At 59.6% G+C, this 14,990-nt stretch carries 16 protein-coding genes; 3 read left to right on the top strand and 13 right to left on the bottom strand.

Annotated features, from left to right (window positions below; translation table 11 throughout):
• Positions 1–76: 76 nt before the first annotated feature.
• Positions 77–226, top strand: coding sequence for an alternative ribosome rescue factor ArfA (arfA, locus tag QMX84_RS17230; protein WP_003444166.1), 150 nt, complete (start codon positions 77–79; stop codon positions 224–226).
• Between the two features lie 50 nt (positions 227–276).
• Positions 277–1,590, top strand: a complete 1,314-nt coding sequence (locus tag QMX84_RS17225) for a lytic murein transglycosylase (protein ID WP_282364374.1) — start codon at positions 277–279, stop codon at positions 1,588–1,590.
• A 160-nt stretch (positions 1,591–1,750) separates the two neighbouring features.
• On the opposite strand, the gene QMX84_RS17220 is transcribed toward QMX84_RS17225, so the two are convergent.
• From QMX84_RS17220 to QMX84_RS17160, 13 genes are all read right to left on the bottom strand, one after another.
• A complete protein-coding gene (locus tag QMX84_RS17220) occupies positions 1,751–2,704 on the bottom strand; it encodes an LD-carboxypeptidase (protein ID WP_282364373.1) in 954 nt (317 codons plus the stop codon).
• A gap of 4 nt (positions 2,705–2,708) precedes the next feature.
• Positions 2,709–3,701 carry a lipoyl synthase gene (lipA, locus tag QMX84_RS17215; protein WP_173430613.1) on the bottom strand — a complete coding sequence of 331 codons (993 nt, stop codon included), beginning with the start codon at positions 3,699–3,701 and terminating at the stop codon, positions 2,709–2,711.
• Between the two features lie 49 nt (positions 3,702–3,750).
• The gene (gene lipB, locus QMX84_RS17210; RefSeq protein ID WP_262124181.1) at positions 3,751–4,404 is read right to left on the bottom strand and encodes a lipoyl(octanoyl) transferase LipB; all 654 of its coding nucleotides are present in this window, start codon (positions 4,402–4,404) and stop codon (positions 3,751–3,753) included.
• Positions 4,404–4,679 carry a DUF493 domain-containing protein gene (locus QMX84_RS17205; RefSeq protein WP_048367639.1) on the bottom strand — a complete coding sequence of 92 codons (276 nt, stop codon included), beginning with the start codon at positions 4,677–4,679 and terminating at the stop codon, positions 4,404–4,406. Before QMX84_RS17205 ends, lipB begins: the two co-directional genes overlap by 1 nt.
• 72 nt (positions 4,680–4,751) lie before the next feature.
• The gene (locus QMX84_RS17200; protein ID WP_048367641.1) at positions 4,752–5,909 is read right to left on the bottom strand and encodes a D-alanyl-D-alanine carboxypeptidase family protein; all 1,158 of its coding nucleotides are present in this window, start codon (positions 5,907–5,909) and stop codon (positions 4,752–4,754) included.
• 85 nt (positions 5,910–5,994) lie between these two features.
• Positions 5,995–6,984 (bottom strand): septal ring lytic transglycosylase RlpA family protein, encoded by a 990-nt coding sequence (locus QMX84_RS17195; RefSeq protein ID WP_282364372.1) that lies wholly within the window; start codon positions 6,982–6,984, stop codon positions 5,995–5,997.
• A complete protein-coding gene (mltB, locus tag QMX84_RS17190; RefSeq protein WP_282364371.1) occupies positions 6,984–7,994 on the bottom strand; it encodes a lytic murein transglycosylase B in 1,011 nt (336 codons plus the stop codon). Before mltB ends, QMX84_RS17195 begins: the two co-directional genes overlap by 1 nt.
• Positions 7,995–8,011: 17 nt before the next feature.
• On the bottom strand, positions 8,012–9,115 hold the full coding sequence (rodA, locus tag QMX84_RS17185) for a rod shape-determining protein RodA (RefSeq protein ID WP_262124200.1): 1,104 nt from the start codon (positions 9,113–9,115) through the stop codon (positions 8,012–8,014).
• A 31-nt stretch (positions 9,116–9,146) separates the two neighbouring features.
• A complete protein-coding gene (gene mrdA / locus QMX84_RS17180) occupies positions 9,147–11,042 on the bottom strand; it encodes a penicillin-binding protein 2 (RefSeq protein WP_262124178.1) in 1,896 nt (631 codons plus the stop codon).
• Positions 11,043–11,057: 15 nt separating this feature from the next.
• Positions 11,058–11,525: a 23S rRNA (pseudouridine(1915)-N(3))-methyltransferase RlmH gene (gene rlmH / locus QMX84_RS17175; protein WP_003444191.1), complete on the bottom strand. Its 468-nt coding sequence runs from the start codon at positions 11,523–11,525 to the stop codon at positions 11,058–11,060.
• A gap of 9 nt (positions 11,526–11,534) precedes the next feature.
• Complete coding sequence (gene rsfS, locus QMX84_RS17170; RefSeq protein WP_048389663.1) at positions 11,535–12,029, bottom strand: ribosome silencing factor; 495 nt, start codon at positions 12,027–12,029, stop codon at positions 11,535–11,537.
• A 71-nt stretch (positions 12,030–12,100) separates the two neighbouring features.
• On the bottom strand, positions 12,101–12,823 hold the full coding sequence (nadD, locus tag QMX84_RS17165) for a nicotinate-nucleotide adenylyltransferase (RefSeq protein ID WP_227024833.1): 723 nt from the start codon (positions 12,821–12,823) through the stop codon (positions 12,101–12,103).
• Positions 12,792–14,063, bottom strand: a complete 1,272-nt coding sequence (locus tag QMX84_RS17160; RefSeq protein WP_262124177.1) for a glutamate-5-semialdehyde dehydrogenase — start codon at positions 14,061–14,063, stop codon at positions 12,792–12,794. The genes nadD and QMX84_RS17160 overlap by 32 nt, the downstream gene beginning before the upstream one ends.
• 161 nt (positions 14,064–14,224) lie before the next feature.
• Between QMX84_RS17160 and QMX84_RS17155 the strand changes: the two genes are divergently transcribed.
• The gene (locus QMX84_RS17155) at positions 14,225–14,917 is read left to right on the top strand and encodes a DNA-3-methyladenine glycosylase (RefSeq protein WP_282364370.1); all 693 of its coding nucleotides are present in this window, start codon (positions 14,225–14,227) and stop codon (positions 14,915–14,917) included.
• Positions 14,918–14,990: the final 73 nt, after the last annotated feature.

Raw genomic sequence — 14,990 nt, 5'->3', positions numbered from 1 at the left:
GGACAACTCAAAAAAACTGGCCGATGATCTGCGCTCGTTCACATTGAGCCTTTTCTAACCCAGCGAGAGTAAAGCTATGAGCAAGCGCCCCAACAAGGCCAAGTCCATTGTTGCCCAACCCCTGTTCCGCAGCCGCCAGGAACGCCCCGCCAAAGGCAAAGGCAGCTACCGCCGCGAAGCCTTCCAGTCGAGAGACCGGGAGGCTTTTTACTTTCTGGCTGCCTGACAGCGGGGATGATAAGGTCTGCATCTGATTTGCATTTCGTGGACCTGCGCATGTCTTTAAGTTCTTCACACCGTTGGCCGATGCGCCAACTGATTGCTTTTTCCAGCGTCATCTTGTTAGTCGCCTGCGCAGAAAAACCCACCGCAGCCGATGCCCAGCCTTTGCCTGTCCCGCCTGCCGCGCCGGTGGTCACCACCAATGCCGCCAGCACTGACATGCCCGACATTCAGCCCGCTCAAAGCTTTGACCAATGGCTGGCCAGTTTCCGCGTGCAAGCGCTGAACGCCGGGATCTCCCCGACTATTTTTGATAACGCGTTCAACGGCGTAACGCCTGACATGAGCGTGATCAAGGCCGACCGCAGCCAACCTGAATTCAGCCGCCCGGTCTGGGAATACCTCGACGGTGCCCTGTCACCTTTGCGCGTTCGCAATGGCCAGCGCCTGCTGGAGCAAAACGCCGAGCTGCTGAGCCGCATCGAGCAACGCTACGGTGTTGACCGCCGGGCGCTGGTGTCGGTGTGGGGCATGGAAAGCAACTTTGGCACCTTCCAGGGCAACAAGTCGGTGATTCGCTCACTGGCCACCCTCGCCTACGAAGGCCGTCGCCCTGAGTTCGCCCAAAGCCAACTGATTGCCGCGCTCAAGATCATTCAGGAAGGCGATGTCACGCCGGACAAAATGCTCGGCTCCTGGGCGGGCGCCATGGGCCAGACCCAGTTCATCCCGACCACCTATGAAACCCACGCTGTGGATTTCGATGGCGATGGCCGTCGCGATATCTGGAACAGCTCAGCCGACGCCCTGGCCTCGACCGCCCACTACTTGCAAAGCTCTGGCTGGAAGCAAGGCCAGCCGTGGGGCTTTGAGGTTCAGTTGCCAGCCGGATTCGATTACGCGCTGGCCGATGGCGCGGTGCGCAAAAGCGTCAGTGAATGGCGCAAGCTCGGCGTAACACTGCCGGCTGGCACCCAGGCACCTGCCGGGTCCGAAGAACTCAGCGCCACCTTGTTGTTGCCGGCTGGCTACCGTGGCCCGGCGTTTTTAGTGCTGGATAACTTCCGCGCCATTTTGCGTTACAACAACTCGTCATCGTATGCCTTGGCGGTGGGTTTGCTGTCGCAACGCTTCAATGGCGGCGGGGTGATAGTGGGTGACTGGCCAAAAGACGACCTGCCCTTGAGCCGCACCGAGCGTATGGAGTTGCAGACCCTGCTGAGCCAGCGCAACTTCGATGCGGGCAACCCTGACGGCATTATTGGCGCCAACACCCGTAAAGCGATTCGTAGCGCCCAACAAGCTTTTGGCTGGCCCGCCGACGGCTACCCGACGCACAAACTGCTCGAGCGTTTGCGCAGCCAATAACCTATTAATTTGTAGGAGTTGCCGGAGGCTGCCATCTGTTGATCTTTAACGTCAAAAGATCGCAGCCTGCGGCAGCTCCTACGGGGTGAACAACAAAAAACTGTAGGAGCGAGCTTGCCTCGCGATCTTTTGATCTTTTAAAAAGTCGCGAGGGACAAAGTCAGGCTTGAACCGTTACCACGGCCTGTTCAAGCACTAGCTGCTGCTTGTCGGCATCCAGACGCACGTGCGCGCCCATCGGCAAGGTGATGTTCGGGTCGCAATGACCGCTGCGCCAGCCGGCCAGAACGGGAATATTCAGCGGCCCCAGCTCTTGCTTGAGCAACAACTCCAGCCGCGAAACATCGACTCCGGCAAAATCCCCCACCATCACTCCGCGCACCTGCCCAAGCTTGCCCGCCTGGCGAAGATGGGTGAGCAAGCGGTCGACCCGGTATAACGGCTCGTTGACGTCTTCGATAAACAGGATGATGCCCTGATCGTCCAGCTCAAACGCCGTGCCGATGGTGGCGCAGATCATCGACAGGTTGCCGCCCAGCAAGCGGCCGCTGGCACTGCCCGGCGCAAGGGTGGTTAACGGGTACGCCGCAGGATGCTCCAGCAACGCCGGTTGTTGCCCGCTGAGCATGCGCAGCAAGGAGGATTCTGTGGGCGGCTGTTTATTGCCCAGCAGGTCCGCATTCAACATGGCCCCGTGGAAGGTCACAAAGCCCGCGTAACGGGTGATCGCCAAATGCAGCGCAGTAATGTCGCTGTAGCCTACAAACGGCTTGGGATGGCGTCTGAGCAGCTCAAAATCGATGTGCTCGAGAAAGCGTGTGCAGCCATAGCCTCCGCGCATGCACAGGATGGCATCCACAGTGTCGTCGGCAAAGGCATCGTGCAGGTCATGCAAGCGCACAGCATCGGAACCGGCCAGGTAGCCGTCTTTCTCCCAGACGCCTGGAAACACCTTGAGCTGATAGCCACGGGTTTCCATCCATTGGGTTGCACTGTGCAGATCGAATTCGGAGGGGCCAGCCGGGGCGATCACACCGATCACCCCGCCTGCAGGCAGCGCGGGCACTGCGCTGTGAGTAGTGAACGACACAGGCGCAGCGAACCGGCTATTCATGGTTTCAGGAACCTACCAACATGTCTTTAACCAGTTTGGCTTGCTCGTCTGCGTGGTACGAAGAACGCACCAACGGGCCGGAGGCGACGTTTTTGAAGCCCATTTTGTAACCTTCTTCGGCGAACCAGGCGAAGGTGTCCGGGTGCACAAAACGCTGCACCGGCAAGTGGCTGCGCGACGGTTGCAGGTACTGGCCCAGGGTCAGCATGTCGATGTCGTGTTCACGCATGCGCTGCATCACTTCAATGACTTCGTCATCGGTTTCACCCAGGCCCAGCATCAAGCCGGACTTGGTTGGAATGTGCGGCATCATTTGCTTGAAGCGTTGCAGCAGGGTCAGCGACCACTGGTAGTCAGAACCAGGGCGCGCAGCCTTGTACAGGCGAGGCACGGTTTCGAGGTTGTGGTTGAACACATCCGGCGGCTCGGCGGCAGTGATTTCCAGCGCGATGTCCATGCGGCCACGGTAGTCCGGAACCAGGGTTTCGAGCACGACGTTTGGCGACAGGCGACGGATTTCACGGATGCAGTCGGCAAAGTGCTGAGCACCACCGTCACGCAAGTCATCACGGTCTACCGAGGTGATGACCACGTACTTCAAACGCAAGTCGGCAATGGCAACGGCCAGGTTATCCGGCTCGTTGGTGTCCAGTGGTTTTGGACGGCCATGCCCTACGTCGCAGAACGGGCAACGACGTGTGCAGATGTCACCCATGATCATGAACGTCGCAGTGCCGCCCGAGAAACACTCGCCCAGGTTCGGGCAGGAGGCTTCTTCGCACACACTGTGCAGCTTGTGTTTGCGCAGCAACGCCTTGATGCGGTCGACTTCCGGCGACACCGGGATGCGCACGCGAATCCAGTCTGGCTTCTTCGGCAGCTCGGTGGTCGGAATGATTTTTACCGGGATACGCGCAACCTTTTCGGCACCGCGCAATTTAACGCCAGTCTCAACCTTGGAACGGGCCTCTTGCGCACGGGCCACACGTTCGGAGATATCCAGCGTCGGGATCAGGGTTTGAACAGCGTCTTGCGCAGTAGTCATATCAATCGATTCCGCCCGTTAGGGTCGTCTGCTCAGCATAGTCGAGGTGTTTGACGAGCTGCGCACGCAGCTGGACACCTACCTCGGCAAATTCAATCGGCCCTGCATGGTCACGCAACTGGGTCATTGCCAGCCCCGCATAACCACAGGGGTTAATCCGTCGAAACGGTTCCAGGTCCATGTCCACATTCAGGGCCAGACCGTGGAAAGAGCAACCATTGCGAATGCGCAGGCCCAGGGATGCGATTTTCGCACCGTCGACATACACGCCGGGCGCATCGGGCTTGGCCGCTGCGGTCACGCCATAGGTGGCCAGCAACTCGATCAGGCAAAGCTCCATGCGGCTGACCAGCTCACGCACGCCAAAACCGAGACGGCGCACATCCAGCAACAGGTAAGCGACCAACTGGCCGGGCCCGTGATAGGTCACTTGCCCGCCGCGGTCCGATTTAACCACCGGGATATCCCCCGGCAACAACAAGTGTTCGGCCTTGCCCGCCTGACCTTGGGTGAACACCGGCGGATGCTGCACCAACCAGACCTCGTCTTGGGTGTCCGGCGTGAGCTTGCGTTGGTCGGTGAAACGTTGCATCGCCAGCCAGGTGCGCTCGTAGTCGAGTACACCCAGATCGCGAATACCCAAGATCTGCGACATCACAGCACCATGTGCACGAAGCCGGTGGCTCGCAGCTCGCTGTTGATGTTGTACAGCTGGTCTTGATCGGTCGCAACGATGTGCAACTGAATCGTGGTGTATTTGCCGTTGGTGCTCTGACGCTCGTCGATGCGCTCGTCATTGATCTTTGCGTGTTTCAGAACGATGGCAATGATCTTGTCTTTGTTGCCCACACCCGTGTCACTGATCACCTTAACCGGATAGTCAGTTTGAGGAAATTCGATCTTTGGCGCCTTTACTTCGGTATCGGTCATGGCGTATTGGCCTCGGGAACTACAGAGCGGCCCCCTGCACAATCAGCAAGGGGCCACGCAGGGTGGGTGAAATCAGTTGAACAGCCCAAAGAAGAATAGACGGATGCTATCCCACACACGGCGGAAAATGCCACCTTCCTCAACCGGCTCAAGCGCGATCAAGTCAGCACTGTGGATAACTTTGTCGTCCAGTTTGACTTCAACCTTGCCGATTACATCGCCTTTAGCGATAGGGGCCATCAGCTGCGGGTTCATGGTCATGCTCGCCGCCAGCTTTTTCAATTGGCCTTTTGGCAGGGTCAAGCTCAGGTCATCGGCCAGGCCAGCTTTAACCTGGTGAGTGGTGCCTTTCCAGACTGGCGCTTGAGCAAGCTCCGTGCCCTTCTGGTAGAAGGTCTGGGTTTCGAAGAAACGGAAGCCGTAGGTCAGCAGTTTCTGGGTTTCAGCAGCACGGGCTGCTTCGCTGTTGGTGCCGAACACCACGGCGATCAGGCGCATGCCGTCACGTACTGCCGAAGACACCATGCAGTAGCCCGCTTCGTCGGTGTGACCGGTTTTCAGACCGTCAACGGTCTTGTCACGCCACAGCAACAAGTTACGGTTAGGCTGCTTGATACCGTTCCAGAAGAACTCTTTTTGCGAGTAGATCGCGTAGTGAGTCGGGTCTTCGTGAATGATGGCGCGAGCCAGCAACGACATGTCGTGAGCCGACGAGTAGTGCTCCGGGTTCGGCAGGCCGGTCGGGTTCATGAAGTGGCTGTTGGACATGCCCAGGTCGCCAGCGGTTTTGTTCATCATGTCAGCGAAGGCGTCTTCGCTGCCGGCGATGTGCTCGGACAGCGCAACGCTGGCGTCGTTACCCGACTGAATGATGATGCCGTGCAGCAGGTCGCTGACCGATACCTGGCTGCCGACCTTGATGAACATACGCGAACCGCCGGTGCGCCAGGCGTTTTCGCTGACGGTCACCGGGTCGTTCTCGCCGATCTGGCCACGACGGATTTCCAGGGTTGCAATGTAAGCGGTCATCAGCTTGGTCAAGCTGGCCGGAGGCAGACGCTGATCACCGTTGTTCTCCACCAGCACGTTACCGCTGTTGGCATCCATCAGAACGTAGGATTTGGCGGCCAGCTGTGGCGGCGACGGCATCATCTCGGCTGCCCAGGCGGCAGGAGTGACGATCAGCGGTACAAGCAGGCACAGGCGTTTGGCAAAGGTGGTGATGTTCATCCGTCTCTCGAGTTTGCTAATGGAACCTTACCCTCGCGGGCAAAACTTTTTGACAGCCGTTTAACGGGCTGCCACGTGTTCAGTGTTACTGATCGGTCACAACGCTCGGCTGGCCCAAATTGGCCAGACGCACGCTGTTTTGCGTTTGTTGCACTTCACCGGCCGAGGCAATCGGCCCCATGCGCACACGATGAAGGGTTTGCTGATTGCGCACAATCGAGCTGATAAACACAGGGGCGCTGACCATGCCACTGAGTTTGGAACGAAGCAACTCGGCCGCATCAGGATTGGCGAATGCGCCTACTTGTAAATAGGTGCCCTGGCCCTTGTGCACCGCAACAGGCGGTATGACATCAGACGCGTGCTGTTGTGGCGGCGGCGTCCATTGTTCGACCTTGGCCGTTGAAACCGTCGGCGCGCCAGCAGCTTGCGCCACTTGCGGCTCGTTGAGCATCAAAGGTGCCGGACGGCCTCGCGCAGCCCACCAGGCTTGCGGGTCAATGCCCTCGACCTTGACGCGGGCCGTGCCGGTTTCGGCATAGCCGAGCTTTTTGGCGGCCGCGTAAGACAAGTCAATGATGCGATCCGAATAGAACGGCCCACGGTCGTTAACCCGCAACACTACAGCCTTGCCGTTGTCCAGGTTGGTCACTTTAACGTAGCTGGGCAGCGGCAGCGTCTTGTGCGCCGCACTCATGCCGTACAGGTCATACACTTCGCCGTTGGCGGTGTTCTGCCCGTGGAACTTGGTGCCGTACCAGGACGCCGTGCCTGTGGCCACGTAGTTCTTGGACTCCTGGATCGGGAAATACGACTTGCCCAGCACGGTATACGGGTTGGCCTTGTAAGGGCCGGTGTGCAAGGTTGGCGTTGCATCCGGAATACGCGAAACGTCGACATCCCACCACGGCGCGCCGTCTTTGTGCGCGCGGTTGATGTCCAGGCCAGGCTTGGCGCTGATAGTGCCCGCGGTTTGCGGCGTGCTGGTGCGGCTGCTCGAGCAGCTCACCATCAGCAGTGCGATAGCCGTGCAGGCCGCGATTTTCAGAGGTGTGCGGATCGCTAAAAACGGCATTACTTGTTGCCCCGTGCTTGAACCAGCAGGTCGGACAGTTGATGCACTGCCATGGCATACATCACGCTACGGTTGTACCGCGTGATTGCATAAAAATTCTTCAGGCCCATCCAGTATTCAGGGCCATTTTCGCCTTCGAGACGGAACGCCGTGACCGGCATGTCGTCGCGCAGCGCATCATGACTCGACCAGCCCAACGCTCGCAACTCCCCAACGGTTTTGATCGGTTCAATCCCTTGGGTCAAGCCTTCATCGACGCGGTCACCCTGCACGTCGGCGCGGGCCACCACCGGCTCGCCCGCCACCCAGCCATGACGCTTGAAGTAGCTGGCAACACTGCCGATGGCATCGTCCGGATTGCTCCAGATATTGATATGGCCATCATTGTCGAAGTCCACGGCATAGGCGCGAAAGCTGCTCGGCATAAACTGCGGCAAGCCCATGGCGCCTGCGTAAGAGCCTTTAAGGCTAAGCGGGTCGACTTGTTCTTCACGGGCCAGCAACAGGAACTCACGCAGTTCCTTGCGGAAGAACTCGGCGCGCGGCGGGTAATCAAAGCCCAGGGTCGAGAGCGCATCAATCACTCGGTAATTGCCGGTGTTGCGCCCGTAAAAGGTTTCGACGCCGATGATCGACACGATCACCTGGGCCGGCACACCATATTCCTTCTCGGCACGGGCCAGCACGGCTTCGTGTTCACGCCAGAAGTCGACACCACGGGCAACGCGGGCATCGGTCAGGAACATCGGACGGTATTCTTTCCACTGTTTGACGCGCTCAGCCGGGCGCGAAATGGCATCCAGAATGCTCTGCTTGCGCTCGGCCTCCCGAAAAACATCCATCAGCTGTTCACCGGCGAACCCGTAGTCGCGGGTCATCTCACCGACAAATTCAGCCACTTGGGGCGAGCCATCGTAGTCGCCGGCCACCGCGCCTTGCGCTGCCCCGAACAGGCCCAGAAAGCCCATCCACGACGCGTATCGAGTGGCCCAGCCACGCATTGCTTGCATTGAATTCTTCACCTTAATCAAACTTGTGCAATCCATTTGCGATGCGTATGGATTGACATCAAAACCCCAAACGCTGACAGCAGCGTCACGAGCGAAGTTCCGCCGTAACTAATAAACGGCAATGGCACGCCCACCACCGGCAACAGCCCACTGACCATACCGATGTTGACGAAAACATAAACAAAAAAGGTCATGGTCAAACTGCCAGCCAGCAATTTGCCGAACAGGGTTTGCGCCTGGGCGGTAATCACCAGGCCACGACCAATCAACAGCAGGTAGATCAACAACAGCGCGCAAATGCCCACCAGGCCAAACTCTTCGCCCATCACCGCAATGATGAAGTCGGTGTGGCTCTCGGGTAGAAAGTCCAGGTGCGACTGGGTGCCCAGCAGCCAGCCCTTGCCGAACACGCCGCCCGAACCGATGGCCGCCTTGGACTGGATGATGTTCCAGCCGGTGCCCAGCGGGTCGCTCTCAGGGTCGAGGAAGGTCAGAATTCGCTGCTTCTGGTAGTCGTGCATGATGAAAAACCACATGCCAATCGCCACCGGGACCGCAGCCGCCAGCACGCTGACAATCCAGCGCCAGCGCAAACCGCCCATAAACAGCACAAACGCGCCCCCGGCCAGTACCAGCAAGGCGGTGCCGAGGTCGGGCTGACGCACGATCAGGCCGAAGGGTATGCCGATGAGCAATAAACTGACCGCCACGTGCTTGAGCTGCGGCGGCAAGGTGCGCTTGGACAGATACCAGGCGATGGTCGCGGGCATCAGGATTTTCATGAACTCAGAGGGCTGGAAACGAATGACCCCCGGAATGTTGATCCAGCGCGTGGCGCCCATGGCGTTGTGGCCCATGACGTCTACCACCACCAGCAACATCACGCCGAGCAAATAGCAGACCGGCACCCAGCGCGCCATAAAACGCGGCTCAAGCTGGGCGATGACAAACATCGACACCAGCCCGATACCAAACGAGGTGGCCTGCTTGCTCAGCAGGTCCCAGCTTTTACCACTGGCCGAATACAGCACAAACAAACTGCCTGCGGCGAGGGTGAGCAACAAAATCAGCAAGGGGCCGTCGATGTGCAGACGCTGCAACAGCGTGGCACGGCGACGCATCACATCCTCACTGGAGAGGATGCGGTCAAAATTACTCATCATTGGCCGTAGCCTCCGCCTTGGAAACACTGGCGTATTCAGGTTTGAGTTTGCCGTCTTCACCGAGCAACCAGGCGTCCATGACCGAGCGCACCACCGGCGACGCCACACGGCTGCCGGCCTCGCCGTTTTCAATCATGACCGAGACCGCAATCTGCGGGTTGTTCGCCGGGGCAAAACCCACGAACAACGCGTGGTCACGGTGACGTTCCTGGACCTTGGACCGGTCGTACTTTTCACCTTGTTTGATGGCGACCACCTGGGCCGTACCGCTCTTGCCCGCGATCAGGTACTGCGCGCCGACACCGGCGACCCGCGCCGTACCGCGAGCGCCATGCACCACCTGCTGCATGGCATGGTTGACCTTGCCCCAGTTGGACGGGTCGCGCAGCACGATGTCCGGCATCGGGTCCGGGTCTACCGGCGGCACGCCCTCGATGGTCTTGGCCAGGTGCGGACGGTTCCATTTGCCTTTGCTGGCAATCAGCGCCGTGGCCTGGGCCAACTGCAAAGGGGTGGACTGCATATAGCCCTGGCCGATCCCCAGAATCAGGGTTTCACCCGGGAACCAGGCCTGACGGCGGGTCGCACGCTTCCACTCGCGGGACGGCATCAACCCGGCCGACTCTTCGAACATGTCGAGGGAGACTTTTTGACCAATGCCGAACTGATTCATGTAGGTCGACAAACGGTCGATGCCCAGCTTGTGGGCCAGGTCATAAAAGTAGGTGTCGTTGGAGCGCATGATCGCGCTGTCCAGATCGACGAAGCCATCACCGGTACGGTTCCAGTTACGGTACTTGTGGTCGTAATTGGGCAGTTGGTAATAGCCGGGGTCAAACACCCGCGTACTGGCCGTCACCACGCCACTGTCCAGCCCGGCAATCGCCACGGCAGGTTTGATGGTCGAACCCGGCGGGTACAAACCACGCAAAATGCGGTTGAACAGCGGGCGGTCAATGGAATCACGCAGCTCGGCGTAAGCCTTGAAGCCGATACCGGTCACAAACAGGTTGGGGTCAAAGCTCGGCTGGCTGACCATGGCCAGCACTTCGCCAGTCATCGGGTTCAGTGCAACCACCGCCCCACGCCGACCGGCCAAGGCTTCTTCAGCCGCCTCTTGCAACTTGATGTCCAGGCTCAGAACGATGTCTTTACCCGGGATCGGATCAGTGCGCTTGAGCACCCGCAACACACGGCCGCGAGCGTTGGTCTCGACCTCTTCGTAGCCAACCTGGCCGTGCAGCTCGGCTTCGTAGAAGCGCTCTATACCGGTTTTGCCGATGTGATGGGTGCCGCTGTAGTTAACCTTATCGAGGGTTTTGATCTCTTTTTCGTTGATCCGCCCCACGTAACCGACCGAGTGCGCAAAATGCGCCCCTTGCGGGTAATGGCGAACCAATTGCGCGACCACCTCAACCCCAGGCAGGCGGAACTGGTTAACCGCGATCCGGGCAATTTGTTCTTCATTGAGCTCGAACAGAATCGGCACCGGCTCAAACGGCCGCCGCCCCTGCTTTGTGCGCTTTTCGAACAAGGTGCGGTCTTCAGGGGTGAGCTGCAACACCTCAACGATGGTGTCGAGCACCTGATGCCAGTCACCCGCACGCTCGCGGGTCATGGTCAGGCTGAAGCTGGGACGGTTATCGGCGATCACCACGCCATTGCGGTCATAAATCAGGCCGCGGGTCGGGGGGATCGGCTGCACATGCACCCGGTTGTTCTCTGACAGCGTGGAGTGATAGTCGTACTGCACCACTTGCAGGTAGTACAAACGCACAATCAGCACGCAGATCAGGGCCAACACCAGCATTGCGCCGACCACGACACGGCTGCGCACCAGACGTGCGTCTTTTTCGTGGTCCTTAAGGCGAATTGGCTGGGTCATTGCGGGGGCGCTGAGCTATTTGTGATAAGGGTGCCCGGACAATACCGTCCAGGCGCGATACAACTGCTCACCGATCAGAATCCTTACCAACGGGTGCGGCAACGTCAACGGCGACAGCGACCAGCGCTGATCGGCGCGGGCGCAGACTTCTGGCGCCAACCCTTCCGGGCCGCCGACCATAAAGTTCACCGTACGCGAGTCGAGACGCCAGCGGTCAAGCTCAACCGCCAGTTGCTCAGTACTCCAGGGCTTGCCATGCACTTCGAGGGTGACGATCCGCTCCCCCGGGCCGACTTTGGCCAGCATGGCCTCGCCTTCCTGACGGATGAACCGGGCCACGTCGGCATTCTTGCCACGGGTATTGAGCGGTATTTCTACCAGTTCGAGCGCCAACTCGGATGGCAGACGCTTGGCATACTCGTGCCAACCTTCTTCCACCCACTTGGGCATACGCGAACCGACAGCGATCAAACGCAAGCGCACAGCGAGCCCTTATTCCTGGTCTTTGTTGAGCTTGGTGAAATGCTCATGGGTGTTTTCCGGGCTGTGGTGCGCAGCGCTTTCAGCACGGCTTTGTGCAGCACCGGCCCACAGACGCTCAAGGTCGTAGAACTGACGGGCGCTGGCGGTCATCATGTGCACGATCACGTCGTCCATATCCAGCAATACCCAGTCGCTGTCGCCCTTGCCTTCTTCGCCCAGCGGCTTGACGCCCTGTGCTTTAACGGCTTCACGGACCTTGTCGAGCATCGCGCCGATCTGACGGTTCGAAGTACCGGTGGCGATGATCATGAAGTCAGTGATGCTGTGTTTGTCACGTACGTCGATCACCTGGATGTCTTGTGCCTTGACGTCTTCCAGGGCCGCTACAGCGACTTTCACCAGTGCTTCGCCAGCCAGTACTTCACCCGTGTGGGCGGCAACTGGCAACGGGGCGCTTTTGAAGGTGCCTTTGCGCTTTACTTTGCTTACATCTTTATTTGTCATATAAAACTCGTTTTTGCTCGTATGTTCGGCTGCTTCAATACACGTCAAATCGCGCCTTGAAACACGCCTTTTTAGTTCGACGCACGGTAAAGCCCGTGCGCATCGATGTAGGCCAGGACCGCGTCGGGCACCAGATAACGTACCGACTTACCGCTGGCCAGCAGTTGACGGATCTGGGTGGCGGATACCGCGAGCGGTGTCTGCCAGACGAATGCAATCTGTCCGCTCGGCCCCTTCAGGGCCAGCGGGTCGCTTACCGAGCGCGCTGCCAGCAGGTTGCGCAAAGCATCCGGCGGTTCGCTGTCGGCATCCGGGCGCTGTAGCACCAGGATGTGGCAATGCTGGAGCAACTCTTCCCAGCGGTGCCACATGGGCAGGCCGCAAAACGCGTCCCAGCCCAGCAATAAAAACAACTGGTCATCCGCGGCCAGCTCGGCCCGCATCAGCTCCAGGGTATCAATGGTGTAGGACGGTTTGTCCCGTTGCAGCTCCCGTGGGTCCACTACCAGCGTAGCGACTCCTGCGACGGCGCACTCAACCATCGCCAAACGGTCGAGCGCCGACACCTGCGGGGTGTCACGGTGCGGTGGCCGGGCATTGGGGGTCAGGCGCAGCTCATCGAGCGCCATCATTTCCGCTACCTCTAGCGCACCGCGCAAATGCCCGATGTGCACCGGATCAAACGTGCCCCCCAGCACACCTATGCGCCGGGGTAACACGTCGTTGACCTGCACGTTGCCTGAAGGGCTAAGTTCGCCCAAGTCAGCTCGGCTCCTGGCCGCGCAACTGGCCATCACCGACCACGATGTACTTCTCGCAGGTCAGACCTTCGAGACCCACCGGGCCGCGGGCGTGCAGCTTATCAGTAGAAATGCCAATTTCAGCACCCAATCCGTATTCAAATCCATCTGCGAAGCAGGTCGGGGCGTTGAGCATCACCGAACTGGAGTCCACTTCGGCTATAAAACGCCGGCATTCGCCCTGATGCTCGCTCACGATCGAGTCGGTGTGGTGGGAGCCATAGTGATTGATGTGCTCAATCGCCTGGTCCAGGCCATCAACGATACGGATCGACAAAATCGCCGCCAGGTACTCGGTGTGCCAGTCTTCTTCGCTCGCCGGGGCCACGTCAATCAGCGCCTGGGTGCGTTCGCAGCCGCGCAGTTCGACGCCCTTGGCGCGAAATTGTTTAGCCATGGCCGGCAAAAATTGCGCCGCCACGGCCTGGTCGACCAGCAGGGTTTCCATCGCGCCGCAAATACCATAACGGTAGGTTTTGGCATTGAAGGCAATCCGCTGGGCCTTGGGCAGGTCGGCATGGGCACTGACGTAGACGTGGCAGATACCGTCCAGGTGCTTGATGACCGGCACGCGGGCGTCACGGCTGACGCGCTCGATCAAGCCCTTGCCGCCACGCGGTACGATCACGTCGACGTACTCAGGCATGGTGATCAATGCGCCCACGGCGGCACGGTCGGTGACTTCAACCACTTGCACCACGGCCGGCGGCAGCCCGGCCTCGGCCAGACCTCGCTGGATGCAGATCGCAATAGCGCGGTTGGAATGAATCGCCTCGGAGCCGCCGCGCAAGATGGTCGCGTTACCGGACTTCAAACACAAGCTGGCCGCATCGATGGTCACGTTCGGACGCGACTCGTAGATGATCCCGACGACACCCAACGGGACGCGCATCTTGCCGACCTGGATACCCGATGGACGGTAGCTCATATCCCGGATGGCACCGATGGGGTCCGGCAGACTGGCCACTTGGCGCAAGCCGACAATCATGCTGTCGATGCGTGCCGGGGTCAGCGCCAGGCGCTCCAGCATCGCGGGCTCGAGGCCGTTGGCCCGGCCGGCGGCCAGGTCCAGTTCGTTGGCGGCAGTCAGCTCCTCGCGGGCAGCGTCCAGTGCGGACGCAGCGCCTTGCAAGGCACGGTTTTTCTGCGCGGTGCTGGCCCTGCCGATCACTCGGGAGGCTTCGCGGGCAGCGCGACCCAGGCGGGTCATGTAGTCAAGAACGGACTCAGTCATGGTCTCAATGGTCTTGGCAGAGGGGAAAGCGGCCGATTATAGCGGTCCCGCCGTCTCACGCACAGCGGTGACAGGCGGATGGTCGAAATGGACGGCAAATAGTCTCTGTTCAGCCCCGATTAAGCACGAGTTGCTATGTTCTGTAACTTTTCTGCCATCTTATGACCCCGCTGACGATGCCAACGATGCTCCCTGACGCCTTTTTCGACCGCGACGCCCAGCTTGTCGCGCGCGAACTGCTGGGCAAAGTCATCCGCCATCGGGTCAACGGCCTGTGGCTGAGCGCCCGGATTATCGAAACCGAAGCGTATTACTGCGCCGAAAAAGGCAGCCATGCCTCACTCGGCTACACAGAAAAACGTAAGGCTTTGTTTCTGGATGGCGGGCACATCTACATGTACTACGCCCGCGGCGGCGACTCGCTGAACTTCAGCGCCCAGGGCCCCGGCAACGCCGTGCTGATCAAATCGGCCTACCCGTGGGTCGACGCGCTGTCTGGCCCGGACAGCCTGGCGCAGATGCAACTCAATAATCCTGACGCACAGGGCCAGCCGCGCCCGGCGCAAAAGCTGTGCGCGGGGCAAACCCTGCTGTGCAAAGCATTGGGCCTGAAAGTGCGCGAATGGGATGCCAAACGTTTCGACCGCGAACGATTGTGGGTTGATGACGTCAGAGAGCGACCGTCACACATCCTGCAGACCACCCGCCTGGGCATCCCGCACGGTCGTGACGAACATTTGCTGTACCGGTTTGTCGACGCCGACTACGCGGCGTACTGCACCCGTAACCCGCTGCGCCGTGGCCAGGTTGAGGGGCAGGATTACCTCGTTTTAGAAAACACCACCCTCTTGTAGGAGCGAGCTTGCCTCGCGATCTTTTTTTTAAAGATCAAAAGATAGCGAGGCAAGCTCGCTCCTACAGGGGTAG

The organism is Pseudomonas sp. PS01297, from assembly GCF_029959305.1.
Lineage (GTDB): Bacteria > Pseudomonadota > Gammaproteobacteria > Pseudomonadales > Pseudomonadaceae > Aquipseudomonas > Aquipseudomonas helleri.
Note: the sequence above shows the minus strand (reverse complement) of the source record. Positions and strands in the feature narration are given on the sequence as shown.